Raw genomic sequence first — 23,642 nt, 5'->3', positions numbered from 1 at the left:
AGCGGGGCTCGCTTCGGCGGGGCCGAGCGGCTGGCGATGCTAGCATGCATGCGACACCTGACCCGAGCGCGGAACATGCACAAAACACGAGACGAAGAACAGGCTTTGATCGAAGACACCCGCTTGCTGGGCCGCGTTCTGGGCGACGTGATCCGGGACCAGGAAGGCAACAGTGCCTACGAACTGATCGAACAGATCCGCAAGCTCTCCGTCGCCTTCCGCCTGGACGCCGATGCCGAAGCAGGCCAGCAGTTGAACAAGCTGCTCAAACGCCTGAGCGATGAGCAAACCGTCAGCGTGATCCGTGCCTTCACCTACTTCAGCCATTTGGTCAACCTGGCCGAAGACCGGCACCAAATCCGGCTGCACGCGGGCCGCGAACGCGCGGGCGAGACCGAGGAAGACAGCATCGCCGCAGCGCTGACCCGCTTGAGCGACGCGGGCATCGCGAAGACCGAGATCGCCGACACCCTGGCACAGAGCTATCTCTCCCCAGTACTGACGGCCCACCCCACCGAGGTGCAGCGCAAGAGCATCCTGGACGCGGAACGCACGATCGCCCACCTGCTGGCGCAACGCGATGAAATCAAGGCCCGCGCCGCCGGCGTGGACCCGCGCCGGGACAAACTCACCCCGCGCGAGCTTGCAGCCAACGAAGCCCAGTTGCGCGCCCGCGTGCTGCAGCTCTGGCAAACGCGCCTGGTGCGCGGCAGCAAGTTGGCGGTGGCCGATGAAATCGACAACGCGCTCAGCTACTACGAGCCGACCTTCCTGCGCGAGATTCCGGCCATCTACACCCAACTTGAGGAGGCACTGGGCGCGCCCGTGCACGACTTCCTGCGCATGGGGCATTGGATCGGCGGGGACCGCGACGGCAACCCCTACGTCACCGCGAAGACCATGGAACAGGCTTTGATGCGCCAGTCCGAGGTCGCCCTGCGGCACTACCTGCACGAGGTGCATCTGCTGGGCACGGAGCTTTCCGTGTCCGAACGGCTGGTGGGTTGCAGCCCCGCGCTGCGCGCCCTGGCTGACGCCTCGCCCGACCAAAGCGAACACCGTCAGGACGAACCCTACCGCCGCGCGCTGGTGCACATCTATGCCCGCTTGGCCGGTACCCTGCGGACCCACGCTGGTGCTGAGGCCCCGCGCATGGCCCTTGCGGAACGCCCTGCCTACACCCGCGCGGACGAGCTGCTGGCCGACCTGCGCACCGTCGACGATTCCCTGGCCGAGCGCCATGGCGTGCCCTTGGCCCAGACACGCCTGCGCCCGCTGATCCGCGCCGTGCAAGTCTTTGGTTTCCATCTCGCCACACTGGACTTGCGCCAAAGCTCGGACAAGCACGAGGAAGTCATCGCCGAACTGCTGCGCGTGGCGCGCATCGAGCCCCACTACGCCGCGTTGACCGAGGACGCGAAGCGCAGCCTGTTGCTGGGCCTGTTGAATGAGGCCCGGCCGCTGCGCGTGGTTGGCGCGCGCTACAGTGACTGGACCCAGAGCGAGCTGGCGGTCTTCGAGAGCGCGCGCACCCTGCGTGAGCGCTATGGCGCCGAGGCCATCCGGCACTACATCATCAGCCACACCGAAACCGTGAGCGACTTGCTGGAGGTGCTGCTGCTGCAGAAGGAAGTGGGACTGCTGCAAGGCAGGCTCGGCGGCACCCTCGACGACGCGGACTGCACGGCGGGTCTGATCACCGTGCCCCTGTTCGAAACCATCGAGGACCTGCGCAACGCCGCGCCCATCATGCGCGACTACTACGCCCTGCCCGGCATCACCGCCATGGTGGAACGCGGCGGCGAGCAGGACATCATGCTGGGCTACTCCGACAGCAATAAGGACGGCGGCATCTTCACCAGCAACTGGGAGCTGTACCGCGCCGAGACCGAGCTGGCCGCGCTGTTCGATGGCATGAACGCCGCAGGGCTGTCCCACGGCGTGAGCTCCCCCTCGGGAGGCAGCGCACCCCGCGCAGCGGGAAGCGTGGGGGCCAACAGACCCCAAGTGAAGATGCGCCTTTTTCATGGGCGAGGTGGCACGGTGGGCCGCGGCGGTGGCCCGAGCTACCAGGCCATCCTGGCCCAGCCTCCGGGCACGGTACGCGGCCAGATCCGGCTGACCGAGCAGGGCGAGGTGATCGCCTCCAAGTACGCCAACCCATTGATCGGCCGACGCAACCTCGAAACCCTGGTGGCGGCCACGCTGGAAGCCACCTTGCTGCAACCCACCGAAGCCGCAGCCCCCGCTTGGCTGCGAGCGGCGGAAGAACTGTCACACGCCAGCATGACGGCGTACCGCAAGCTGGTCTACGAAACCCCGGACTTCGCCGATTACTTCTTCAGCGCCACGCCCATCCGCGAGATCGCGGAACTCAACATCGGCTCGCGCCCGACCTCCCGCAAGGCCACGCAGAAGATCGAAGACCTGCGCGCCATTCCCTGGGGCTTCAGCTGGGGCCAGAGCCGCATCAACCTGCCGGGCTGGTACGGCTTTGGCTCCGCCGTGACAACCTACCTCGATGCTGGCGGCGCGAACGCGCGCAAGACCCGGTTGTCCCTGCTGCGCAAGATGGCGCGCGAATGGCCCTTCCTGCGGACCCTGCTGTCCAACATGGACATGGCCCTGGCCAAGAGCGACCTGGCCTTGGGATCACGTTATGCCGGACTGGTCGACGCGCCCCTGCGCCGCAAGATCTACGCGCAGATCGAAGCCGAGTGGCACCGCACCGCCGAGGCCCTGAGCCTGCTCACCGGCGACAAGGTGCGCTTGGCCGCCAACCCGGCGCTGCAACGCTCGATCCACCACCGCCTGCCCTACATCGACCCGCTGCACCACTTGCAGGTCGAGCTGATGCGCCGCCACCGCGCCGGCAAGGCCGACGATCCCCACACCCTGGACCGCCTGCGGCGTGGCATCCACATCTCCATCAACGGGATCGCGGCGGGTTTGCGCAACACGGGCTGATTGTTTGAGGTATCGCGCGAACCAGGGCTTGTTCACACTGATTTTTCAACGGCGATGAATTGGCGTGACCAGGCAACAGAGTGTGGACGCGTGAGCGTCTGCAACGCGGAGTCCGTAGCCCTTTAGCGCCTTCCTTGGCGACGCTCCGGGCCCGAGTTCATGCGCGCCGAGGTGGAAAGCGCCACCAGCACAAAAGCACCGCGACGCCAAACAGCGTGTACGCCAAAACGAAGACTTCGAACGGCGCTTCGTAGTAAAGCAGGGCCTGAACCCAGTGTTCAACAAAGCTTTTGCTGTACCCGGAGGCGCCAGCCTGGACGCGCAGCCAGGACTCCAGCACCGTGAGCGGACAGACCTCCCCCAGCCACGACAGCGCGACCACGATCCCGATGGCGACAAGGTGCGCAAGGCGAAACCCAAAGGCATTGACCCAGCGCCAGCCCAATGCGTTGCCCACGAGGACGAGCAGCAGACCCCCCACGACGAAAAGGACGACGCCAAAGTGGAGCACCAGCACCACGTCAGCCAGGGCTTGATACGGCAACGCCATCGTCACGGCCCAGACGACCCCACCACACTGAGGACGAACCCGGTCTTGGCTTCGGTATAGGCCTCTCTGTCCTTGGGGTGCTGCATGGCGGCTGCGGCCTTGAGCTCTGCGTAACGCACCGCGAGCGCCGGGCTGGTACGCAGCGCATCCCGAAAGCGCAGCCGTTCACGCCAAGCCTGGCCATCGTGGACGACCACATGGAGATGGTGCGTGCGGCGGCCATCGGCCCAGCGCATCAGCCATTTGCGATCGCGCAGCGTTGCGTTGAATTCGGCCGAAGTGGTGTAGCCAGAAGCGCACAGAGGCGCGATGACGGATTCAGCCACCGCCATGGACGCCACGCCGGCCAGGATATCGATGATGGGCTTGGCCACCAGGCCGTCCACTGCGGTGCTGCCGATGTGCTGCACGTCGATGAACACGTCGGGCAGCATCGACAGCAGGCGCTCCCGCTCGGCAGCGTATAACTGGGGCCACAAGGGGTCATGGGGTTGCAGCTTCACTTCCTCGTGGATCGCCACCCACAGAGATGGCTGCGCGTTCACTGGCTCGCCCCGCCATCGCGCAGGAAAACGGGCAGGTCCATCACCGGCGGACGCGAGCCGATTTGGTACAGGAGATCCGCGACATAGCCACGGTGATAGGTCTTGTGGTTGACCACATGCAACAGCATTTCGCCACGGGTCATGACGCCCGAGCCGCCATCAACGAACTTGAACTGCACGGACTCGTCGTGCATAGGCTCTGTCAAGGCCAAGGCATAGTGGATGTACCACTGATCCATCTCGGCTTGCGCGCTGCGCAATTCGGCCAGCGTGGGCTCGACCTCCGTGATTCGGCTCGTGAATCCGTGAGGTTTGTGCTCGAGGTGCGCCTTCCAAATCAGGTCGACGACGTAGGCATGGTTGAGGGTGTTCACCATGCTGCCAAAACCGGTGACCCTCCTGGCACTCGCCTCGCCCTCCGGCAGAGAGCCCAACAAGTCGAAGAGGCGACGGTTGGCCCATGCGTTGTAGCGCATGAGCAGCTGGATGGTCCTGATGGCAGACATGAGCGTGCAGCCGATGAAAGCTTGCATCATGCCAAACACACGCACAGGCGCCACCTAAAATCCACCGGTCATGTCCAAAGCGCCCCTGAGTCCGCCCCACCAACCCCTGGCCGAACGCCTGCGGCCCCACACACTGGGCGAGGTGATCGGCCAGCGACAGTTACTGGGCGAAGGCATGCCGCTGCGCATCGCCTTCGAATCGGGCCAGCCGCACAGCTGCATCCTGTGGGGGCCGCCGGGCACGGGTAAGACCACGATCGCGCGGCTGATGGCCGATGCCTTTGGTGCCCAGTTCATCAGCATCAGCGCGGTGCTGGGCGGTGTGAAGGACATCCGCGAAGCGGTGGAGTTGGCCGAGGCCGCGCGCGACGGCCTGCAACAGCAGCGCACCATCGTTTTCGTGGACGAGGTGCACCGCTTCAATAAAAGCCAGCAAGACGCCTTCCTGCCGCACGTGGAAAGCGGCCTGTTCACCTTCATCGGCGCGACGACGGAGAACCCCTCCTTCGAGGTCAATTCCGCCCTGCTGTCGCGTGCGGCCGTGTACGTGCTGCAGGCGCTGACCGAGGACGACCTGAAGCAGATCGTGCAGCGCGCCCGTGACATCGACGCCGTCCCCCCCCTGGAGGACGCCGCGTTGGACCGATTGATCGCCTACGCCGATGGCGATGCGCGCCGACTGCTGAACACGCTGGAGACGCTGAGCGTTGCGGCCCGACAGCAAAAGCAGGAACAGATCCGTGATGAATGGCTGCTCAAGGTGCTGGGCGAACGCATGCGCCGCTACGACAAGGGTGGCGAGCAGTTCTACGACACCATCAGTGCCCTGCACAAAAGCGTGCGCGGCAGCGATCCAGATGCGGCGCTCTACTGGTTTGTGCGCATGCTGGATGGCGGCGCGGACCCGCGCTACATGGCGCGGCGTTTCGTGCGCATGGCCGCCGAAGACATCGGACTGGCCGACCCGCGCGCCCTGCGCTTGGCGCTCGACGCGGCGGAAGTCTACGAACGCCTAGGCTCGCCCGAGGGTGAACTGGCCCTGGCTGAAGCGGTGATCTACCTCGCCATGGCGCCCAAGAGCAACGCGGTCTACAAAGCCTACAAGGCCGCACAAGCCTTCATCAAGAAGGACGGCACGCGTCCCGTTCCACTGCATCTGCGCAACGCGCCGACGACATTGATGAAAGAGTTGGACTACGGCAAGGGTTACCGCTATGCCCATGACGAAGAGAACGCCTTCGCCGCGGGGGAACAGTATTTGCCTGAAGGAATGGCACAGCCGGGTTTCTATGAGCCAGTGGAACGTGGTTTGGAGATTAAAATCGCTGAAAAGCTGCGCCAATTACGCGCGCTGAACGAGCAGAGCGCTCAGCGCCGCTGACGGCCGCCCCAGGGTGGCGACTGACGCGCGCGAACGCTTTTCATCCCCCCCGCCGCCACAAGTGGCATAAAGCTTGCAACCACCTTGGCGCAAAACCCCGAGGCCTGCTTTTCTATGGATATTTTCTTTCAACAGATCATCAACGGACTGGTGCTGGGCAGCATGTATGCCCTCGTCGCCCTGGGTTACACCATGGTGTACGGCATCATCGGCCTCATCAACTTCGCCCACGGGGAAGTGCTGATGGTGGGCGCACTCGTGAGCTGGACGGTCATCGGCTTCATTCAGCCCCTGCTGCCGCCCTGGTTGGTGCTGCTGGTGGCGCTGGTCGTCGCCTGCCTGGTCGCCGCCGTCCTCAACTACACCATTGAGCGCGTGGCTTACCGGCCTCTGCGCAACAGCCCGCGCCTGGCGCCGCTGATCACGGCCATCGGCATGTCCATCTTGCTGCAGACGCTGGCCATGATCATCTGGAAGCCGAACTACAAGTCCTACCCGACGCTGCTGCCCAGCGAGCCGATCTCGCTCGGTGGCGCCAGCATCACGCCCACGCAGATCATGATCCTCGTCGTGACGGCGCTGACCTTGGCCGGTCTGGTGTGGCTGGTGCACGGCACCAAGCTGGGTCGCGCGATGCGCGCGACCGCCGAGAACCAGCGCGTGGCCGCGCTGATGGGCGTGCAGCCCAACCGCGTGATCTCCGCGACCTTCGTCATCGGCGCCATGCTGGCGGCCCTGGCCGGGGTGATGTGGGCCAGCAATTACGGCACCGTGCAGCACGCCATGGGTTTCATTCCCGGCATCAAGGCCTTCACGGCCGCCGTGCTGGGCGGCATCGGCAACCTGGCGGGTGCCGTGGTCGGTGGCATCTTGCTCGGATTGATCGAATCCATCGGCGCGGGCTACATCGGTGACTTCACGGGAGGCGTGCTGGGCAGCCACTACGTGGACATCTTCGCCTTCGCCGTGCTCATCGTCGTGCTGACGCTGCGTCCGTCCGGCCTGCTGGGTGAACGCGTCGCGGACCGTGCCTGAGCCGGACGCACCGCTTGATTTAAGAGCCTGATCAAAGAAACGCTCCTATGAATTTCTCTCAAATGACCAACCGGCAGCGCCTCATCGGCATCCTGCTCGCGGCCGTGGGCTTGCTGGTGCTGCCCATCCTGCTGCAAGGCTTCGGCAGCGCTTGGGTGCGCATCGCCGACATGGCGCTGCTTTTCGTTCTGCTGGCCCTGGGCCTGAACATCGTGGTCGGCTACGCCGGTCTGCTGGACCTGGGTTTCGTCGCCTTCTTCGCGGTCGGCGCCTACATGTTTGGCCTGCTGGCCTCACCGCACCTGTCGGACCACTTCCCGACCTTCGCGGCACTCTTCCCGAATGGCGTGCACATGCCACTGTGGGTGGTCATCCCGATGGCAGCCGCGCTGGCGGGGATCTTCGGCATCCTGCTGGGCGCGCCCACGCTCAAGCTACGCGGCGACTACCTCGCCATCGTGACGCTGGGCTTCGGCGAAATCATCCGGGTGTTCATGAACAACCTGGACCATCCTTACAACATCACGAACGGCCCCAAGGGCATCAGCCAGATTGATCCGATCCACTTCTTCGGTTTCAGCCTGGGCCAGCGCTGGGACTTCTTTGGTTACACCGTCACACCGGTGGTGATGTACTACTACCTCTTCCTCGTGCTGGTGGTGGTGAGCGTCATCATCTGCCATCGCCTGGAGCTGTCGCGCATCGGCCGCGCTTGGATGGCCATCCGCGAGGATGAAACCGCCGCCAAGGCCATGGGCATCAACACGCGCAACATGAAGCTGCTGGCCTTCGCCATGGGCGCCACCTTTGGGGGTGTCTCTGGCGCCATGTTCGCGGCTTTCCAGGGCTTCATCTCACCGGAATCATTCAGCCTGATGGAGTCGGTGATGATCGTGGCCATGGTGGTGCTGGGCGGCATCGGTCACCTGCCCGGCGTGGTGTTGGGCGCCGTGCTGCTGGCGTCCCTGCCTGAAATGCTGCGCTATGTGGCGGGTCCGCTGCAGGCCATGACGGACGGTCGCCTCGATTCGTCCATCCTGCGCCAGCTGCTGATCGCACTGGCCATGATCATCATCATGCTGTTGCGTCCGCGCGGCCTGTGGCCTTCGCCGGAACACGGCAAATCCCGCAAGACATCGGAAGGCAAGAAGACGGCATCGGCCCAGGAGAGCGCAGCATGAGCCAGAACAAGGAAACCCTGCTGTTCGTCACCGGCGTGTCCAAGCGCTTTGGCGGCCTGCAAGCCCTGAACGACGTCAGCCTGTCGATCGAACGCGGCCAGGTCTATGGCCTGATTGGCCCCAACGGCGCGGGCAAGACAACCTTCTTCAACGTCATCACTGGGCTGTACACGCCCGACAGCGGCGAGTTCGTGCTGGGCGGCGTCTCCTACAAGCCCACGGCGGTGCACGACGTGGCCAAGGCAGGCATTGCACGCACCTTCCAGAACATCCGCCTCTTCGCCGACATGACCGCGCTGGAGAACGTGATGGTCGGCCGACACATCCGCTCTCGCTCCGGCCTGCTGGGCGCCATCCTGCGCTCCAAGGCCTTCAAGCAGGAAGAAGCCGCGATCGCCAAGCGCGCGCAAGAGCTGTTGGACTACGTGGGCATCGGCCAGTTCGCCGACTACAAGGCACGCACGCTGTCCTACGGTGACCAGCGCCGCCTCGAAATCGCCCGCGCCCTGGCCACGGAGCCCAAGCTGCTGGCGCTGGACGAACCCGCCGCCGGGATGAACGCCACCGAGAAGGTGGAACTGCGCGCCTTGATCGAGCGCATCAGCAAGGACGGCGTGACCGTGCTGCTGATCGAACACGATGTGAAGCTCGTCATGGGCCTGTGCAACCGCGTGACCGTGCTCGACTATGGCCGCCGCATCGCCGAGGGCACACCCGCCGAAGTGCAGAAGAATGGAAAAGTGATCGAGGCCTATCTGGGCCACGGCGGCGCCAAGACGGCCGCCGAAGCCACCGCCGCATAAACATCATGAGCGACACGAAACAAAACGAAGTACTGCTGCAAGTCAGCGGCCTGACCGTGGCTTACGGCGGCATCCAGGCTGTCAAGGGTGTGGATTTCGAAGTGCGACGCGGCGAACTCGTCAGCCTGATCGGCTCCAACGGCGCGGGCAAGACCAGCACCATGAAGGCCATCACCGGCGGCCTGCCCTGCGGCGGCACGATCAGCTACATGGGCAAGAGCATCCGCGGTCAGGGCCCCTGGGACCTGGTGCGCCAAGGCCTGGCCATGGTGCCCGAAGGTCGCGGCATCTTCACGCGCATGACCATCGCCGAGAACCTGATGATGGGCGCCTACGTGCACGACGACAAGGACCGCATCGGCGCGGACATGGAGCGCATGTACGGCCTGTTCCCGCGTCTGAAGGAACGTCACCAGCAGCTCGCTGGCACGCTCTCGGGCGGTGAACAGCAGATGCTGGCCATGGGCCGCGCGCTGATGAGCCGCCCGCAGGTGCTGCTGCTGGACGAACCCTCGATGGGTCTGTCCCCCATCATGGTGGACAAAATCTTCGAGGTCGTGAACGAGGTTTCCAGCCAAGGCGTCACGGTGCTGCTGGTCGAACAGAACGCCAGCCGCGCCCTGTCCATCGCGGACCGCGGCTACGTGATGGAAAGCGGCCTGATCAGCCTGTCCGGCCCGGCCGACCAGTTGCTGCACGATCCGGCGGTGCGCGCCGCTTACCTCGGCGAAGGTTGACAGCTGGCTCCCGCGCGAGCGGCTCGGGCTTGCCGCCCGCGCGCTCATGCGGGGATGGCCTTCGGCTCCGCGCTTCAGCCGTGCCTGAAGCCGCTGCGGCATAACTCACTGCGCGCCCACCTTGTCAGGTGAGCGCTCCGTTCAAACACGATGCCGCAAATCAGAGGACGATGCGCCGCACTTGCGGCGCTGCGGCTTCATGCTCGTCTGAATCGCCATCCCCGAAATCGCGCCCGATCGGCAAACCCGATCCGCTCTCCAACCTCTCCCTCTTCACGCCGCCTTGCGCGACACCGAGGCACACTCCCCCACGATTTCACCCAGCCGACGCAGCGCGGCCTGGATCGTGTCGGTGATCGGCCAACCGCAATTGATGCGCAGGTAGTGGTCGAAACGCGAGGAGTTCGAGAACAGCGCCCCGGGCGCCACGAAGATTTTGTCGCGCAGCGCCCGGTCGAAGACGGTCATCGACGAGAGCCGATCCGGCAACTCCACCCACAGCTGCAAGCCCCCCGGCGGATAGTTCAGCCGCGTGCCCGCCGGAAAATGCGCCGCGATCGCGTCGGCCGTCTGTTCGGCCTGCTGCCGCAGGTGTTCGCGCAGACGACGCAGGTGCCGGTCGTAATCGCCCGTGTTCATGTACTCACCCGCCGCCGACTGCGACAGTTCTTCGTTGCTGCGGGATTGGGTGAACTTGAGCATCTCCACCCGGCTGTGCCAGCGGCCCGCCGAGATCCATCCCAGGCGCATGCCGGGCGCGAGGATTTTGTGCAGCGAGGCGCAGTGGATGACGTTGCCCGTGCGGTCCCAGGACTTGATCGCGCGCGGCGGCGTGTCCACGTCCAGCAGTTCGCTGTAGGTGTCGTCCTCGATCAAGGGAATGCCATGGCGCTCGCACAGGGCGACCAGCCGCTCCTTGTGCGCGTCGGGCATCACGCTGCCCAGCGGGTTCTGCAGGTGCGGCACGGTGACGACGGCCTTGATGTTGTCGTAGGCGCCCAGCGCCATGTCCAGGGCTTCGATCGACAGGCCTGTTTGCGGACTTGTGGGTATTTCGAGCGCGCGCATGCCCAGGCTTTCCAGCACTTGCAGCAGACCGTAGAAGGTAGGTGACTCAACAGCGACGGTATCGCCGGGCTGAGCGACAGCGCGCAGCGCGAGGTTGAGCGCCTCGATGCAGCCGTTGGTCGTCAGTACCTCCTGGGGTGCCAGCGTCATGCCCGTGCGCAGACCCCGCCGCGCGGCCGCTTCCCGCAGCGGGTTGAGGCTGCGCGAGGGGGTGGCGGTGGTGAGCAACGCGGGCTTCTGGCGCAGCAGCCGCATCATGATGGCGCGCAAGGCCTCGCCAGGGTACAGCTCGGGCGCGCCGCGCGCGCTGGAGAAATCGATGCGCACTTCGTCCTGGCGGCGGCGCGCGACGAAGTCTGACACTTTGGAATGGATGCCAACGTACTGCGCGGGGTCGGGCGCGACATTCGTGACGGGCTCCTCCATCGCGGCGATCGCGAGGCGGCGCGGGCGCTTGACGAAATAACCCGAGCGGTCACGCGCCTCGACCCAGCCCTCGCTTTCCATGGCGCGGCAAAGTTGCAGCGCGGTGGACAGGCTGATGCCATGCATGCGCATCAAGCCGCGCAGCGACGGCAGCTTGTCGCCGGGCTGGAGCGAACCCGCGCGGATCGCGTCCAGGTAATGCGCTGCGAGCTTGCGGTAGAGCGGCGGCGTGTCCATGCTGGGCTTCAGGGGTGATTCACGGGGTCACGTGAACTCGATGATGGCCTCGATCTCGACCGCGAAACCCTTGGGCAAAGTGCCAACACCGATGGCCGAGCGGGCGTGCTCGCCCCGGGCGCCAAGCACTTGCACGAGCAGGTCCGAGCAGCCATTGATGACTTCCGTGTGTTGCGTGAAGTCGGGCGTGGCATTGACCATGCCAAAGACCTTGACGACTTGCTGGATGCGCTCGAGGTCACCCAGGGCCTGCCGTGTCACGGCCAGCAGGTACAGCGCGATGTCCCGCGCGTGCGCCTGCGCTTCGGCGACCGAGACCTCGGCCCCGACCTTGGGGACGTGCTGCACGCCCTCTCGCAACGGCGCGCCCTTGCCGGAGAGGTGGAGGGTGTTGCCGAACATCACATAGGGTTTGAAGCTGCCCCGTGTTGCGGTGACAGCGGGAAGCACGAGGCCCAAGGCGCTCAGGCGGGATTCGATGGATTCGGGCATGGCTTAGGAGGTGATGAGTCTGCGAGCGATCTTCCCGCGCGCGGCGCGCCAAAAACAGATGCAGATTCCAGGCAGGTAGACCATAACAGATGGTCGCTGGCGCGTCTGTTGCGTTGTGCTTCCCTGGGCGCTGTGCCTGTTTTTTGCGCGCCCGGATTTCTACGATGAAGCCCTCCCCCACTCACTTCACGAGGTGCTTTCATGGATGCAGCGCTCACCGAATACACGGCCCTGGAACCGGGTCAGTCCTTGCGCATGGCTGTGGACGCGGGGGCTTGGGTGCGGGTGGTGGAGGGCCAGGTTCAGTTGCTGTCGCCGCCCGCTTGGCTGGGTGAGACGGTGTTCAACACCCGGGTCACGCTGCATGCGGAGGATGTGCACTGGGTGGAGCGTGGTGGGTGGATCGAGGTTGTGGCCCGCTCTGCGGCGCGGGTGCAGGTGTTGCCTCGTTCTGTGCCGGTACGTACGACTCACCTCACCCGCCTGATGCGCTGGGTGCAGCTGTTGACTGGAAGGTTTGGGGTTCTGCGCTGCAGATGAACCTGCTGCTGGCTGGGCAAGGAAGGGGCGTTTGATCAGGACCACCGCACCGAGCCTGCCGCCCACGCGCTCATGCGGGGATGGCCTTCGGCTCCGCGCTTCAGCCGTGCCTGAAGCCGCTGCGGCATAACTCACTGCGCGCCCACCTTGTCAGGTGGACGCTCCGTTCAAACACAATGCCGCAAAACAGAGGACGATGCGCCGCACTTGCGGCGCTGCGGCTTCAGGCCCATCTGAAGCGCCATCCCCGAAATCGCGCGCGGGCGGCAGGCCCGGTGCGGTGGTGGTTGACATGGCGAGGCCGAGGTACTCCGTGCATGGTCGACCAAAATGAGCTAGCTGAATTGCTCATGCACCATGACACCGCAGCTGCCAGATATATGGCTGCAGGCGCCTTGCCCGTGGGTCACCACTCAATCAGCGTCTTGCAGTTGAGAGGGAGTACATATATGAGGTGTTAGGCATCTCCTTCAGAGTCGCTGAATCCTGCATATTGACCTAAGGCTACCTAATCGAAGACTGTGCTTTGGGTGGTTCACACGTTTCGGCGGGCGATTCCCTTCGGGCGGGGTCAGGCTCAGCTGCACGTTCTGCACGGCGAAAGCGTCACCCATTGGCACAGCGATTCGGTACTCCTTCTGCCATTGAAAGGAGTCTGGCTTGCGCAACGCAATACGCTCCGGGAGTGCCCAGTCCACTCCTGGGGGATCGCGTGGGTTCACATACTTCACGTTTCCGTGCACGAGCTGCGTAGGTTCCGCCTGAGGGATCAACGCTAGCGCGCGACGGATTCGAGCGAGAAAGGTGCCTCGATCCTTGATAAGAACGGCCACCTTGGCTTCGAAGCGGCGCCCTATGTAGGGGCTTAGTTCCGTGCTGAGGCAATAGACAAGGATGTCGTCTTCCTTGGTCCGAGCCTCGAACGTATGAGGAAGCTCAAGTGTTTGGCGTTCCTTGACGAGTTGCGCCTTGAGCCCATCGTCTGGGCGATGGGCAAGCGTTCCTTCGTAAGGATCTGCCCTTACACCCGCGTCCTCGTAGTCTCTGAAGTATGACAACGAGCGAAGGAGAACTGCGCCTTCCTCAACGAGCGATTGGGCGTAGTCTTCGCGGCTGAAGTAGCGAACAAGCGATGCCAATGCGATGCCTAAAGTGATATGGACTGCAAAGGTGCTGAATAACTTGGAGGGACATTCATCCTGGTCTCTCCTTGCAGCAATCTAAGTATTTGTTTTGCTTGAAGAATTCAGACAACGATAGCGCAGTCCCGCACGCATAACAAACCGTGAAGCCCCGCAATGCATGTCACAGCAACGCAATCGCCGCGCCGGGCCTGCCGCCCGCGTGCGATTTCGGGGATGGCGATTCAGATGGGCCTGAAGCCGCAGCGCCGCAAGTGCGGCGCATCGTCTTCTGATTTGCGGCATCGTGTTTGAACGGAGCGCTCACCTGACTAGGTGGGCGCGCAGTGAGTTATGCCGCAGCGGCTTCAGGCACGGCTGAAGCGCGGAGCCGAAGGCCATCCCCGCATGAGCGCGCGGGCGGCAGGCTCGGCGCGGCTCCCCACAAACTCAATCCACCCGCGCCCCGCTCAGCTTCACCACCTGCTGGTACTTCGCCAGCTCGCCCTGCATGAGCGCGCCAAAGGCCTCGGGCGTGGTGGGCACGGGCTCGGCCATCAAGGCGGCGAAACGCTGACGGGTTTCGGGCGCATTCAGCGCTTCCACGAAGGCGCGGTTCAAGCGCGCGATCACATCCTTGGGCGTGCCCGCGGGCGCGACCAGCCCCCACCAGGTGTCGATGGCAAAACCCGGCAACACCTCGGCCACGGCCGGAACCTCGGGCAGCATGGCGCTGCGCCGCGCGGACGTGACGGCCAAGGCGAGCAGCTTGCCTGACTTGATGTTGGCGGACGCCGCGGCCAGGTTGTCGAAGTTGAAATCCACCTGCCCGCTCACCAAGGCCAGTTGCGCGGGATTGGCGCCGTTGTAAGGCACATGCAGCACGGAGATGCCCGCACCGGACTTGAACAGCTCACCCGCCAGATGGCCCGCGCTGCCATTGCCACCACTGCCGTAGTTCAACTTGTCCGGATGGGCCTGGGCATGGGCGATCAGGCTCTTCAGGTCCTGGATGCCCAGGCGCTGCGCGGTCTGCGCGTTGATGACCAGCACATTGGGCACGCGCGCGATTTGCGTGATCGGCGCGAAGTCCTTGGCGGCATCGAAAGGCATCTTGCTGAACAACCACGGGTTGACGGCATGGGTGGCCGTTGCCGCCAGGCCGATGGTCAGGCCATCGGGCGTGGCCTTGGCCACGGCGTCCGCGCCGATGTTGCCGCCCGCGCCCGGGCGGTTGTCCACGATCACCGTGCCCAGGCTGGCCTGCACGCGCTCGGCCAGGGCGCGCGCGGTCACGTCCAGCGGACCACCGGGCGCATAGGGCACGATCAGGCGGATGGGCTGTTGCTGAGCGAGAGCGCGCGTGGCGGATGTGGCCGCCACGGCAGCCGCGGCCGTGCCAGCGAGCAAGAGGTGTCTGCGTTGCATGGTGTCTCCTGAAGTAATTCTTAAAGTTAGCCTGCACCGCAAGCACGGCGCTACGCGCCGTGCTTGTAGCTCCGGCTCACATCCGCTACGCGGATATGACCCTGCAATGTAGTGTTTGTGGCTACGACACGGTGCTTTCGCACCTTAACTTTGCTTCGCAAAGTGAGTCTTCGCCGCAAGCACGGCGCTACGCGCCGTGCTTGTCCGCCTCGCTGGTGAAGCTGTCGGCGAAAAACTCTTCCTCGGGCAGGCCTGCCTTCACGTAATCGCGCTGCGCGGATTCGACCACGATGGGCGCGCCGCAGGCGTAAACCTGATAGCCCGACAGATTGGGGATGTCCTGCAGCACGGCGGCGTGGACGAAACCGGTGCGGCCCGTCCAGCCGTCTTCGGGCAGAGCGTCGGAGGCCACGGGCACGTATTTCAGGTTCGGCATTTCCGCGACCTTCTGCTGCACCCAGTCATTCAAGTAGAAATCCTGCGGACGGCGGCCACCCCAGTAAAGCGTCGCCGGCCGGGTGATGCCTTTGTGCTGCATCTGCTCGATCAGGGCCTTGATGGGCGCGAAGCCCGTACCCGAGGCCAGCAGCACGATGGGCTTGTCGCTGTCTTCGCGCAGGAAGAAGCTGCCGAAGGGGCCTTCGGCGCGCAGGATTTCTTTCTCCTTCATCGCGCCAAACACATGGTCGGTGAACTTGCCGCCGGGCATGTGGCGGATGTGCAGTTCCATCATGGCGCCGACCGGCGGGGTGGCGTCCGGCTGACCGGCACGGGTGTGCGGCGCGGTGGCCATGGAATAGCTGCGGCGCGAGCCGTCGCGCAGCAGGAAATCCACGTACTGGCCCGCACGGTACTGGAAGCCGTCGTTCGCGGGCAGTTGCAGCACTAGGCGCATCACGTCGGGCGAGAGTCGCTCCAACGTGTTCACGCGCACGGGCAGCTTCTTGATGGGAAAGGCCCCGGCCTCCACCACCTGGCGCGACTCGAGCACCACGTCGCTGTGCGGCACGCCGCAGCAGGTCAGCACCATGCCCGCGGCTTCCTCCTCGGGGCTCAAAGCCTTGGCCTGATGAACGCCATGCACCACCGTGCCGGAAATTTTCTTGCTCTTGCAGGAACCGCAGGCGCCATCACGGCAGCCATAGGGCAGGCCGATGCCCGCCCGGATGCCGGCGGCCAAAATCGCCTCGCCCGGCTCCACGCCAAAACAGCGCCCGCTCGGCTGCACCGTGACCTGGTATGTCATGCTCTCTTTATCCTTGCTCGGTTCCAGAAGAAAACTGCGTTGAACCCATGATTTTGCCAGCCCCCCGGCGCCTGGCCGGCCTGCCCACCACCCGGCCCCACCGCCCCGCTGTTCGACCCGCCCGCCCCATGCGATTCAGGCGCACCCGCCTGCTGATCGTGGGCTGCGGCGACGTGGGCCTGCGGGCCGTGGCCGCCCTGCCCACCCGGGTGCGCGTGCTGGCCCTGAGCTCCAGCCCAGCGCGCTTCCCCGAGCTGCGCGCACGCGGTATCACGCCGCTGGTGGGCAACCTGGACGACCCCACCAGCCTGCGACGCCTGGCTGGCCTGGCGCGGCACGTGCTGCACCTGGCACCACCGCCCGGCCAGAGCGAAGGGGACCCGCGCACCCGCGCCCTGCTGCGGGCGCTGGCGCACGGCCGGGCCGGGTCCGGCGCGGGAACAAGCACCACCCTGATCTACGGCTCCACCAGCGGCGTGTACGGCGACTGCGCGGGAGCCTTGATCGACGAGACCCGCACCCCCCGCCCGATAACGGCACGGGCGCGGCGGCGCGTGGCGGCGGAAGCATTGCTGCGCGACTGGGGCCAGCGCAGCGCACGGCGCCGGGTGAGCATCCTGCGCATCCCCGGCATCTACGCACCAGACCGCCCGGGCGGCACCCCGCGCGAGCGCCTGCTGGCGGGTACGCCCACGCTGCGGGCCGAAGGCGATGTCTACACCAGCCACATCCATGCCGATGACTTGGCGCGCGCCTGCATTGCGGCCCTCTGGCGTGGCCGACCACAACGCGTCTACCACGTCAGCGACGACAGCCACATGAAGCTGGGGGATTACCTCGACCTCGCGGCGCAGCGCTACGGCCTACCCCGCGCGCCGCGCCTCACGCGCGCGCAGGCCGAGCAGGCCCTGACACCGGAGCGCATGAGCTTTCTGCGGGAGTCGCGCCAGTTGGACAACCGGCGCATGAAGCAGGAGCTGCGCCTGAGCCTGCGCTACCCCACGGTGGCCCAGGGGCTGTGATCCACCGCCCGAGACGGGAACGGCGAAGGGGCGCTACGCGGGCCTGACCGAGGCGAGGGCCAGACCCGGCTTAGACCCGGCTCAGGTCCAGATCCCGTGTTTCACGGGTGGCAGCGAGGGCCGCCAGCGTCAGCAAGCAGTTCGCCGCCAAGTACAGGCCCACGCCGGACAAGCCGTGGCTGGCGTTGATCTGCAAAGCCACCAGGGTCGGCACGGAAGCGCCGACGATGGACGCCAGGTTGTAGGCCAGCGAAGCGCCGGAATAACGCACCTCGGTCGGGAACAACTCGGGCAACAAGGCAGCCATCGGACCGAAGGTGGCTCCCATCAGCACGAAACCGACGCAGACGAAGGCCAGCAGCGGCCCAGGCGTGGCGCCCTCCAGGGTGTAAGGCATCGCCAGGCCGAAAGCCGCAATGGCCAGAGTCACCAGCGTCAGCCAGCGGCGGCGCCCCAGACGGTCAGCGAGCACACCGCCCAGGCTGGTGCAGATGCCGAACACGATGGCGCCGACCAGCAAGATGCCCGTGAAGGTGTTGGCCGGTATGCCCAAGCCCAGCACATGCCCAGCCGCAGACAAGGCGACAGCGCTCTTGGAATAGACCTGCACGAAGGCCGTCATCAAGTAAAACAGCACGTAGGTGGTCGTCATGATCAGCGTGCCCTGCAGCAGCGCCACGCCGTGTTTGCTGAACACCACACCCACGGGCGCGTGCACCTTGCGGCCGGCTTCCTCGGCCTGGCGGAACACACGGCTCTCATGCAGGTTCAGGCGCACGTAAAGGCCCACGCCCACCAGCACGATGGACAGCAGGAAAGGAATGCGCCAGCCCCACTCGACCATGGCCTCCACGCCCAGCCAGGCGGTGACCAGGAAGAACACACCATTGGCCGCGAACAGGCCGATGGGCGCGCCCAGCTGCGGGAAGCTGCCGAACCAGCCGCGCTTGCCCTGGGGGGCGTTCTCGGTCGCGACGAGCGCAGCACCGCCCCATTCACCGCCCAGGCCGATGCCCTGCCCGATGCGGAAGATGCACAGCAGCACCGGCGCCCACAGGCCAATGCTGTCGTAGGTCGGCAGCAGGCCGATGGCCACCGTCGACAGGCCCATGGTCAGCAGCGAAGCCACCAGGGTCTGCTTGCGGCCGAGCTTGTCACCAAAGTGGCCGAACAGCGCCGAGCCGAAGGGCCGCGCCAGGAAGGCCAGCGCCAGCGTGGACAGCGAGGCCAGCATGGCGACCGAATCGTTGCCCTTGGGGAAGAACTGGGAGTTGAAGACCAGCACCGCGGCGGCGGCGTAGATGTAGTAATCGTAGAACTCGATGGCCGTGCCCACGAGGGAGGCAATGGCGACTTGGCGCGGCGTGTTGGCGGGTGCCGACGCAGCGGGGGTGGCAGAAGCAGACATGGAAGAAATGACGAAAGAAGGGGGCGACAACAACAAGGAGCAGCGGAAACTGGCCTCAGCCCGGGTAGGTGCGGTGTGCGGCCAAGAGAGCCCGACATCGTGTGTCGGGCCGATGGACCGCAAAAACGACCAGTTCGGCAAGCTGGAAAACACCTTGGCGTCCGCGGTGCACGGACGCACTGCTTGAATGTTCAAGCATTTCCAGGTCACGCCAGTGTAAACCCTAGGTCTCTTGCGCCGGATCCGATTCGCCACGATACTGCACCAAATGGTTCAGTATCAAGCCAATTCCATCAACGCATCGTTCGCCGCGCTCTCCGACGCCACCCGCCGCGGCGTTTTGGAACAGCTCGGGCAGTCGGACGCCTCGATCACAGACTTGGCCGACAAGTTCCACCTGACCCTCACGGGCATGAAGAAGCATGTCGACGTGCTGGAACAGGCGGGCTTCGTCATCACCGAAAAGGTCGGGCGGGTGCGGACCTGCAAGCTCGGTCTGCGCCGGCTGGAAGAAGAAGCGGCCTGGATCGCGCGCTACCACCAGCTCTGGGCCGCGCGCTTCGACGCGCTGGACGGCGTCATCGAAGAACTGAAACACAAGGAGCAAGTCGATGGACGCAAGCAAAGAAAGTAAGCCCAGCCCCAGGAAGCACCCCACCACGGTGGAACGCCAGTCCGCGCGTGAGGTCGTCGTCACGCGCATGTTCAACGCTCCAGCGCGCCTCGTGTTCCAGGCCTGGACGCAAGCGGAATTGTTCCAGCGCTGGTGGGTGCCGAAGTCCATGGGCATGACCCTGCTCTCCTGCAACATGGATGTGCGCGTTGGCGGCCAGTACCGCCTGGTGTTCAGCTACCAAGGCTCGGAAGCGGCCTTCTTCGGCACCTACCAGGAAGTGACGCCGAACTCGCGCCTGGTCTGGACCAACGAGGAAAGCCCGGACGGCCCTATCACCACGGTGACCTTCGAGGAGAAGGATGGCAAGACGCTGGTCGTCATGCACGAGCTGCATCCCTCGAAAGAAGCGCTCGACGCCGCCGGCACGGGTGCGTCGGAGGCCCTGGTCGAGACCTTCGGTCAACTCGACGAATTGCTGCCCACCTTGGGCTGAGCGACAACTCAGCAACTCAAACAGCGGGGCCCGAAACGCCGACCCGCTGCAGAGCGGCAATAACGCGGAGACATCGCGGCCGAACGAATGGCGAATGCCAAATTGCGGGCCACTGCGCCGTCCGAGGACAATGGGGCCATGTCCTCCATACCTCAGCCCCAACCTGCCTTCGCCGTCCCTTTTGCCCTTGGCGAAACCGACGAAATCATCGTTCAGAGCTTGCTGCATGCCCACCGAAGTGGCTCCGTCGTGGACGAACAAAGCGCCCTGACGACCATCACCCACCTGGAACAGGCCTATGCGCTGCAAGAGCGGCTGTACGCCGCGCTCGGCCATCCGCCGGGCGTGCCGCCGTACTGGAAATCCGGCGGGCCGACCCGCTCCGACCCGATGCGGCATGCGCCACTGCCTGTGGCCGGGGTCCGGCCGTCGGGCAGCGCGCTGGGGGCGATCCCTTTGCGCCACCGCTGGGTCGAGGCTGAGATCGCGCTGCGCCTGGGCCAGGCCGTGACGCCGGAACGCGCTGAGCGCCTCACGCCCGAAGACGCCCCGGCCCTGGTGGACGCCCTGTGCGTCTCGATCGAAGTCGTGGACACCCGCTGGGCCGCCGGCCGCGCCGTGCCGCCCCTGCTCAAGCTGGCCGACCTGCAGGTGCATGGCGCGCTGGTGCTGGGTGATTTCAGGCCCTACGCGCCCTTCCAATCCCACGACTGGAACGCACAGGAATGCCTAGTTCGCATCGGCACTCAGTCGCACACCTTCCGCGGTAGCCTGGGCGTGGGCGACCCAATCTGGGTACTGCCCGATTGGCTGCGCCACCTCAGCCGCCACGGCGCCATCGTCCCTGCGGGCACGGTGGTCAGCACCGGAACTTGGTGCGGGCTGCTGGATGCGCAAAAGGGCGACGACGTCAGCGTGGAGTTTCCGGGGGTGGGGGCGACTAGGCTCAGGTTCTAAAGCAGGAACCACGTGACAGCCTCAGCACAACTCAGCCTCATCACGCGTCTTGAAAGAAGAACGCCATGGGCCTCCTGACCTTCAGCCTCAACCTCACCCTGGACGGCTGCGTCGACCACCAGGAAGGCATTGCCGACGACGAGACGCACGCCTTTTTCACCCAGCTCATGGACGAGAGCGGTGCAATGCTGTGGGGTCGTGTCACCTACGAGATGATGGAGAGCTACTGGCCGGCGGTGGCCCGGGGCGACACGGAAGCACCGGCAGCGATGCGCGAGTGGGCGGTCAAGCTGGAGGCCAAGCCGAAGTACGTGGTCTCGTCGACGCGCAATCACTTCCCCTGGAACAAGAGCCATCACCTCACTGGGGATCTGCGCACGGCGGTGAGCAAGCTCAAGGACGCGACGCCGGCCGGCGTGCTCCTCGGCAGTGGCAAGCTGGCGACGGCGCTGGACCAGCTGGACCTGATCGACGAGTACCAATTCCTCGTCCATCCCCGAATCGCCGGCCATGGCCCGACGCTGTACCAGGGCGGGCTAACCAGCACACGGGGGCTGGAGCTGGTCACGGCCAAGCCACTGCGCTGCGGCGCGGTCGTCATGCACTACCGGCGCGCGCGCTGACGCGGATTGATCTGGTTTCACTCTGCCGCATGGCCGACGACTCGCCCCCAGCGGCCGAACCAGGCGCCCAACTCAGACCGGGCGCTTGAACGCCAAGCGCGCCCGCGCCACCGCGGCCCGGGTCACGCAATCGCTGGCATGGTCGTTGACCAGGCCCATGGCCTGCATGAAGGCGTACACCGTGGTGGGGCCGACGAACTTCCAGCCCCGCCGCTTGAGGTCCTTGGACAGAGCCAGTGACGTAGCCGAGGTGGATTGGGTCTGCGGCGGCGGCAACTGCGTGGGATCGGGTTCGTGACGCCAGAAGTAGGCTGCCAGCGAGCCCTCTCGGGCAACCATCTCCTCGGCCATGCGGGCGTTGTGGAGGGTGGCCTCGATCTTGCCGCGATGGCGCACGATGCCCTCGTCGGCGAGGAGCCGTTCGACATCGGACGCGCCGAAGCGCGCCACGCGGTGGAAGTCAAACCCCGCGAAGGCGGCCCGGAAGTTCTCGCGCTTGGCCAGGATGGTGCGCCAGCTCAGACCGGACTGGAAGCCCTCAAGGCAGATCTTCTCGAACAGGCGCCGGTCGTCGTCCACCGGGAAGCCCCATTCGGTGTCGTGGTAGTGGAAGAACTCGGGCGCGGCCGCGCACCAGCGGCAGCGTGGCCGTCCATCGGGGCCGGGTACGGTGCCCATCTCAAGCCTCGGGCAGCAAAAAGCGCAAGCGCGCATCGGCGAGGGACGGGGTGATCTCCATGATCTCGGCGCGCACCACGTCTGCCACCACAAACGGGTCTTGCTGCACACGCGCCTGCAGCGCCTCGCGCGTGAGGCCATGCGCCAGCAGCGCACCGCCTCCCCGGTCCCGCAGGCTGCCGGCCAGCAGGAACACCCCCTCGTCCAAGCCTTGTTTCAGCCAAGCCTGGTGCCCCGCCAGATGCAAAGCGGCCTGGGCCCGCTGGGTGGAAAAACCGAGAACAACGACGAACATGCACTTCTCCTCTGAATGCCTCAAGACCGGCCACGCGCTGCAGGCGGCGCGCAGGACCGAACCCAGACGACCATCTGGTCCACTTCCTGCGGCACAAAGGCCGGGTCGCGCAACGCCTGGGCCAGCGTGGCCACGCCCTGGCTGCGCACCAGCAAGTGCAGAGCCAGCGCGTCCGCGTCCTTGCGGCGCCCCATGCGCGCGAACTGGCCGCGCAACCACTCGCGGAACAGGTCGAGGATGGCGTTCGCCCCGTCCTGCGCGGCATGTTCCAGCTTCGCCAGCTCCATGCACAAGGTGCCCACGGGGCAGCCGTGCTTCATGATCTTGGCCTGATTGCGGACCAGGATTTCGGCGAAGAGGCAGATACGCTCCTGCGGGCTGTCCACCTCGGCCTCCCACTGCGCGAGCATGGCGCGCGTGCGGTCCAGGCGCAGGGCGATGACCGCGTCCAGGATCTCGTCCTTGGTCTTGAAGTGGTAGTAGAAGTTGCCACGCGACATCTGCACGGCGTCGGCGATGTCCGCGAAGGACGTGTGCTCGAAGCCGCGCTCGTAGAACAGCGCGTCGGCTGCCTGGACGATATGGTCGCGTTTGGTCATGGCTTGATTAGGACAAATGTCCTATGCTCGCCAGAATGTAGGATAACCGTCCTAATGTGTCAACACGATGGTCCGAATTGGTCGCCCCGATCCCGACAACGGAGCAGTCGGGCAGTCGTGCCACCGCGATCTCAAGCCCCCAAGAAGAAACCCACCTTCCAGATCGATCAACGGCCCCGTCTGCTTGAGGGCCTCGGTGGCCAACCCGTAGGCAGCGCGCGCCACGTCCTGGGGCAGCACCACGGCGCCGATCAAGGCGCAACCTTCGTAGGGATGCAGGTTTCCTAAAGAAGTACTGGCCACTGAGCCAGCACATGCTGGCCTTACTCGTTCTGACGGTCGCCGGCACAGTCGCATCCAGCGGATTTATACCGATGGAGCGCAGCATGACCGACAGCAATCCCGATACCCACACCAACACTAACACCCGTCCAAGCCAGGCTGAACGCGAAGCTCAGGACTTTGATGTGCTGCCGAAAAAGACCATCGCGGAGCCAATGTCTCAAGCCCTAGGTCCGAGAGAACTCGACGAAGAGGACGAAGAGGACGAAGAGGACGAAGAGGATTCTTCCGTTCAATTGGATGCGAACGAACCCGTTTCGGTCCCGGATTCGCTGGAGTTCGAAGACTTAATCAACGTGTGGAACAGCGGCAGCCACCGTCCCACTTTTGACTGAGAGATGGAAGA

General features: G+C 65.2%; 25 protein-coding genes. 14 read left to right on the top strand and 11 right to left on the bottom strand.

Going from position 1 to position 23,642, the window contains the following annotated elements:
* Positions 1-75 precede the first annotated feature (75 nt).
* Positions 76-2,967 carry a phosphoenolpyruvate carboxylase gene (gene ppc, locus ACLBKS_RS08255; RefSeq protein ID WP_410192307.1) on the top strand — a complete coding sequence of 964 codons (2,892 nt, stop codon included), beginning with the start codon at positions 76-78 and terminating at the stop codon, positions 2,965-2,967.
* A gap of 157 nt (positions 2,968-3,124) precedes the next feature.
* Here ppc and ACLBKS_RS08250 read toward each other — a convergent pair whose 3' ends face one another.
* Genes ACLBKS_RS08250 through ACLBKS_RS08240 form a run of 3 tightly spaced genes read right to left on the bottom strand, consistent with a single transcriptional unit; the run spans position 3,125 to position 4,568 of the window.
* Complete coding sequence (locus ACLBKS_RS08250; RefSeq protein ID WP_410192306.1) at positions 3,125-3,517, bottom strand: DUF2784 domain-containing protein; 393 nt, start codon at positions 3,515-3,517, stop codon at positions 3,125-3,127.
* A 2-nt stretch (positions 3,518-3,519) separates the two neighbouring features.
* Complete coding sequence (locus ACLBKS_RS08245; protein WP_410192305.1) at positions 3,520-4,062, bottom strand: GrpB family protein; 543 nt, start codon at positions 4,060-4,062, stop codon at positions 3,520-3,522.
* Positions 4,059-4,568, bottom strand: a complete 510-nt coding sequence (locus ACLBKS_RS08240) for a DinB family protein (RefSeq protein ID WP_410192304.1) — start codon at positions 4,566-4,568, stop codon at positions 4,059-4,061. Before ACLBKS_RS08240 ends, ACLBKS_RS08245 begins: the two co-directional genes overlap by 4 nt.
* A gap of 70 nt (positions 4,569-4,638) precedes the next feature.
* Between ACLBKS_RS08240 and ACLBKS_RS08235 the strand changes: the two genes are divergently transcribed.
* From ACLBKS_RS08235 to ACLBKS_RS08215, 5 genes are all read left to right on the top strand, one after another.
* Positions 4,639-5,949 (top strand): replication-associated recombination protein A, encoded by a 1,311-nt coding sequence (locus tag ACLBKS_RS08235; protein ID WP_410192303.1) that lies wholly within the window; start codon positions 4,639-4,641, stop codon positions 5,947-5,949.
* 114 nt (positions 5,950-6,063) lie between these two features.
* A complete protein-coding gene (locus tag ACLBKS_RS08230) occupies positions 6,064-6,984 on the top strand; it encodes a branched-chain amino acid ABC transporter permease (protein WP_410192302.1) in 921 nt (306 codons plus the stop codon).
* Between the two features lie 47 nt (positions 6,985-7,031).
* Positions 7,032-8,165 carry a branched-chain amino acid ABC transporter permease gene (locus ACLBKS_RS08225; protein WP_410192301.1) on the top strand — a complete coding sequence of 378 codons (1,134 nt, stop codon included), beginning with the start codon at positions 7,032-7,034 and terminating at the stop codon, positions 8,163-8,165.
* The gene (locus ACLBKS_RS08220; RefSeq protein WP_410192300.1) at positions 8,162-8,968 is read left to right on the top strand and encodes an ABC transporter ATP-binding protein; all 807 of its coding nucleotides are present in this window, start codon (positions 8,162-8,164) and stop codon (positions 8,966-8,968) included. Before ACLBKS_RS08225 ends, ACLBKS_RS08220 begins: the two co-directional genes overlap by 4 nt.
* Before the next feature lie 5 nt (positions 8,969-8,973).
* Positions 8,974-9,705 (top strand): ABC transporter ATP-binding protein, encoded by a 732-nt coding sequence (locus ACLBKS_RS08215; protein WP_410192299.1) that lies wholly within the window; start codon positions 8,974-8,976, stop codon positions 9,703-9,705.
* A 273-nt stretch (positions 9,706-9,978) separates the two neighbouring features.
* On the opposite strand, the gene ACLBKS_RS08210 is transcribed toward ACLBKS_RS08215, so the two are convergent.
* A complete protein-coding gene (locus ACLBKS_RS08210) occupies positions 9,979-11,436 on the bottom strand; it encodes a PLP-dependent aminotransferase family protein (protein ID WP_410192298.1) in 1,458 nt (485 codons plus the stop codon).
* 27 nt (positions 11,437-11,463) lie between these two features.
* Complete coding sequence (locus ACLBKS_RS08205; RefSeq protein ID WP_410192297.1) at positions 11,464-11,928, bottom strand: RidA family protein; 465 nt, start codon at positions 11,926-11,928, stop codon at positions 11,464-11,466.
* A gap of 201 nt (positions 11,929-12,129) precedes the next feature.
* On the opposite strand from ACLBKS_RS08205, the gene ACLBKS_RS08200 reads away from it, so the two are divergent.
* On the top strand, positions 12,130-12,468 hold the full coding sequence (locus ACLBKS_RS08200; protein ID WP_410192296.1) for a hypothetical protein: 339 nt from the start codon (positions 12,130-12,132) through the stop codon (positions 12,466-12,468).
* Positions 12,469-14,039: 1,571 nt separating this feature from the next.
* Here the strand turns inward: ACLBKS_RS08200 and ACLBKS_RS08195 are convergent.
* Both ACLBKS_RS08195 and ACLBKS_RS08190 read right to left on the bottom strand, forming a co-directional pair.
* Positions 14,040-15,017, bottom strand: a complete 978-nt coding sequence (locus ACLBKS_RS08195; protein WP_410192295.1) for a tripartite tricarboxylate transporter substrate binding protein — start codon at positions 15,015-15,017, stop codon at positions 14,040-14,042.
* Positions 15,018-15,204: 187 nt separating this feature from the next.
* Entirely contained in the window at positions 15,205-16,263 is a 1,059-nt protein-coding gene (locus tag ACLBKS_RS08190; protein WP_410192294.1) for a CDP-6-deoxy-delta-3,4-glucoseen reductase, read from the bottom strand.
* 47 nt (positions 16,264-16,310) lie between these two features.
* Between ACLBKS_RS08190 and ACLBKS_RS08185 the strand changes: the two genes are divergently transcribed.
* On the top strand, positions 16,311-17,285 hold the full coding sequence (locus ACLBKS_RS08185) for an NAD-dependent epimerase/dehydratase family protein (protein WP_410192293.1): 975 nt from the start codon (positions 16,311-16,313) through the stop codon (positions 17,283-17,285).
* Between the two features lie 70 nt (positions 17,286-17,355).
* Here ACLBKS_RS08185 and ACLBKS_RS08180 read toward each other — a convergent pair whose 3' ends face one another.
* Positions 17,356-18,693, bottom strand: a complete 1,338-nt coding sequence (locus tag ACLBKS_RS08180) for an MFS transporter (RefSeq protein ID WP_410192292.1) — start codon at positions 18,691-18,693, stop codon at positions 17,356-17,358.
* On the opposite strand from ACLBKS_RS08180, the gene ACLBKS_RS08175 reads away from it, so the two are divergent.
* The 5 genes from ACLBKS_RS08175 to ACLBKS_RS08155 all read left to right on the top strand — a co-directional run bounded on the left by ACLBKS_RS08175 (position 18,692) and on the right by ACLBKS_RS08155 (position 21,382).
* Positions 18,692-18,880 (top strand): hypothetical protein, encoded by a 189-nt coding sequence (locus ACLBKS_RS08175; RefSeq protein WP_410192291.1) that lies wholly within the window; start codon positions 18,692-18,694, stop codon positions 18,878-18,880. The two genes, ACLBKS_RS08180 and ACLBKS_RS08175, sit on opposite strands and share 2 nt — an antisense overlap.
* Positions 18,881-18,961: 81 nt before the next feature.
* The gene (locus tag ACLBKS_RS08170) at positions 18,962-19,327 is read left to right on the top strand and encodes an ArsR/SmtB family transcription factor (RefSeq protein WP_410192290.1); all 366 of its coding nucleotides are present in this window, start codon (positions 18,962-18,964) and stop codon (positions 19,325-19,327) included.
* Positions 19,305-19,802 (top strand): SRPBCC family protein, encoded by a 498-nt coding sequence (locus tag ACLBKS_RS08165; RefSeq protein WP_410192289.1) that lies wholly within the window; start codon positions 19,305-19,307, stop codon positions 19,800-19,802. The genes ACLBKS_RS08170 and ACLBKS_RS08165 overlap by 23 nt, the downstream gene beginning before the upstream one ends.
* A gap of 138 nt (positions 19,803-19,940) precedes the next feature.
* Entirely contained in the window at positions 19,941-20,759 is an 819-nt protein-coding gene (locus tag ACLBKS_RS08160; RefSeq protein ID WP_410192288.1) for a fumarylacetoacetate hydrolase family protein, read from the top strand.
* A gap of 65 nt (positions 20,760-20,824) precedes the next feature.
* Positions 20,825-21,382 carry a dihydrofolate reductase family protein gene (locus ACLBKS_RS08155; protein WP_410192287.1) on the top strand — a complete coding sequence of 186 codons (558 nt, stop codon included), beginning with the start codon at positions 20,825-20,827 and terminating at the stop codon, positions 21,380-21,382.
* Positions 21,383-21,454: 72 nt separating this feature from the next.
* On the opposite strand, the gene ACLBKS_RS08150 is transcribed toward ACLBKS_RS08155, so the two are convergent.
* From ACLBKS_RS08150 to ACLBKS_RS08140, 3 genes are read right to left on the bottom strand one after another with little or no spacing between them, the layout of a single operon-like run.
* Positions 21,455-22,060 carry a DNA-3-methyladenine glycosylase I gene (locus ACLBKS_RS08150; protein ID WP_410192286.1) on the bottom strand — a complete coding sequence of 202 codons (606 nt, stop codon included), beginning with the start codon at positions 22,058-22,060 and terminating at the stop codon, positions 21,455-21,457.
* Position 22,061: 1 nt separating this feature from the next.
* Positions 22,062-22,355, bottom strand: coding sequence for a YciI family protein (locus ACLBKS_RS08145; protein WP_410192285.1), 294 nt, complete (start codon positions 22,353-22,355; stop codon positions 22,062-22,064).
* Positions 22,356-22,375: 20 nt separating this feature from the next.
* Positions 22,376-22,954: a TetR/AcrR family transcriptional regulator gene (locus ACLBKS_RS08140; protein WP_410192284.1), complete on the bottom strand. Its 579-nt coding sequence runs from the start codon at positions 22,952-22,954 to the stop codon at positions 22,376-22,378.
* Between the two features lie 314 nt (positions 22,955-23,268).
* On the opposite strand from ACLBKS_RS08140, the gene ACLBKS_RS08135 reads away from it, so the two are divergent.
* Entirely contained in the window at positions 23,269-23,631 is a 363-nt protein-coding gene (locus ACLBKS_RS08135; protein WP_410192283.1) for a hypothetical protein, read from the top strand.
* Positions 23,632-23,642: the final 11 nt, after the last annotated feature.

The organism is Hylemonella sp. W303a, assembly GCF_046452315.1.
Classification (GTDB): domain Bacteria; phylum Pseudomonadota; class Gammaproteobacteria; order Burkholderiales; family Burkholderiaceae_C; genus Hylemonella.
This window is presented reverse-complemented; position numbering and strand designations above follow the sequence as displayed.

Excerpts from the sequence above, each read along its gene's own strand:
- ACLBKS_RS08150 (WP_410192286.1), bottom strand. The coding sequence starts at position 22,060 with ATGGGCACCGTACCCGGCCCCGATGGACGGCCACGCTGCCGCTGGTGC.
- ACLBKS_RS08140 (WP_410192284.1), bottom strand. The coding sequence starts at position 22,954 with ATGACCAAACGCGACCATATCGTCCAGGCAGCCGACGCGCTGTTCTAC.
- ACLBKS_RS08175 (WP_410192291.1), top strand. The coding sequence starts at position 18,692 with ATGGAAGAAATGACGAAAGAAGGGGGCGACAACAACAAGGAGCAGCGG.
- ACLBKS_RS08230 (WP_410192302.1), top strand. The coding sequence starts at position 6,064 with ATGGATATTTTCTTTCAACAGATCATCAACGGACTGGTGCTGGGCAGC.
- ACLBKS_RS08195 (WP_410192295.1), bottom strand. The coding sequence starts at position 15,017 with ATGCAACGCAGACACCTCTTGCTCGCTGGCACGGCCGCGGCTGCCGTG.
- ACLBKS_RS08135 (WP_410192283.1), top strand. The coding sequence starts at position 23,269 with ATGCTGGCCTTACTCGTTCTGACGGTCGCCGGCACAGTCGCATCCAGC.
- ACLBKS_RS08215 (WP_410192299.1), top strand. The coding sequence starts at position 8,974 with ATGAGCGACACGAAACAAAACGAAGTACTGCTGCAAGTCAGCGGCCTG.
- ACLBKS_RS08250 (WP_410192306.1), bottom strand. The coding sequence starts at position 3,517 with ATGGCGTTGCCGTATCAAGCCCTGGCTGACGTGGTGCTGGTGCTCCAC.
- ACLBKS_RS08165 (WP_410192289.1), top strand. The coding sequence starts at position 19,305 with ATGGACGCAAGCAAAGAAAGTAAGCCCAGCCCCAGGAAGCACCCCACC.
- ACLBKS_RS08205 (WP_410192297.1), bottom strand. The coding sequence starts at position 11,928 with ATGCCCGAATCCATCGAATCCCGCCTGAGCGCCTTGGGCCTCGTGCTT.
- ACLBKS_RS08160 (WP_410192288.1), top strand. The coding sequence starts at position 19,941 with ATGTCCTCCATACCTCAGCCCCAACCTGCCTTCGCCGTCCCTTTTGCC.
- ACLBKS_RS08185 (WP_410192293.1), top strand. The coding sequence starts at position 16,311 with ATGATTTTGCCAGCCCCCCGGCGCCTGGCCGGCCTGCCCACCACCCGG.
- ACLBKS_RS08145 (WP_410192285.1), bottom strand. The coding sequence starts at position 22,355 with ATGTTCGTCGTTGTTCTCGGTTTTTCCACCCAGCGGGCCCAGGCCGCT.
- ACLBKS_RS08155 (WP_410192287.1), top strand. The coding sequence starts at position 20,825 with ATGGGCCTCCTGACCTTCAGCCTCAACCTCACCCTGGACGGCTGCGTC.
- ACLBKS_RS08190 (WP_410192294.1), bottom strand. The coding sequence starts at position 16,263 with ATGACATACCAGGTCACGGTGCAGCCGAGCGGGCGCTGTTTTGGCGTG.
- ACLBKS_RS08235 (WP_410192303.1), top strand. The coding sequence starts at position 4,639 with ATGTCCAAAGCGCCCCTGAGTCCGCCCCACCAACCCCTGGCCGAACGC.
- ACLBKS_RS08210 (WP_410192298.1), bottom strand. The coding sequence starts at position 11,436 with ATGGACACGCCGCCGCTCTACCGCAAGCTCGCAGCGCATTACCTGGAC.
- ACLBKS_RS08180 (WP_410192292.1), bottom strand. The coding sequence starts at position 18,693 with ATGTCTGCTTCTGCCACCCCCGCTGCGTCGGCACCCGCCAACACGCCG.
- ACLBKS_RS08220 (WP_410192300.1), top strand. The coding sequence starts at position 8,162 with ATGAGCCAGAACAAGGAAACCCTGCTGTTCGTCACCGGCGTGTCCAAG.
- ppc (WP_410192307.1), top strand. The coding sequence starts at position 76 with ATGCACAAAACACGAGACGAAGAACAGGCTTTGATCGAAGACACCCGC.
- ACLBKS_RS08170 (WP_410192290.1), top strand. The coding sequence starts at position 18,962 with ATGGTTCAGTATCAAGCCAATTCCATCAACGCATCGTTCGCCGCGCTC.
- ACLBKS_RS08225 (WP_410192301.1), top strand. The coding sequence starts at position 7,032 with ATGAATTTCTCTCAAATGACCAACCGGCAGCGCCTCATCGGCATCCTG.
- ACLBKS_RS08200 (WP_410192296.1), top strand. The coding sequence starts at position 12,130 with ATGGATGCAGCGCTCACCGAATACACGGCCCTGGAACCGGGTCAGTCC.
- ACLBKS_RS08240 (WP_410192304.1), bottom strand. The coding sequence starts at position 4,568 with ATGTCTGCCATCAGGACCATCCAGCTGCTCATGCGCTACAACGCATGG.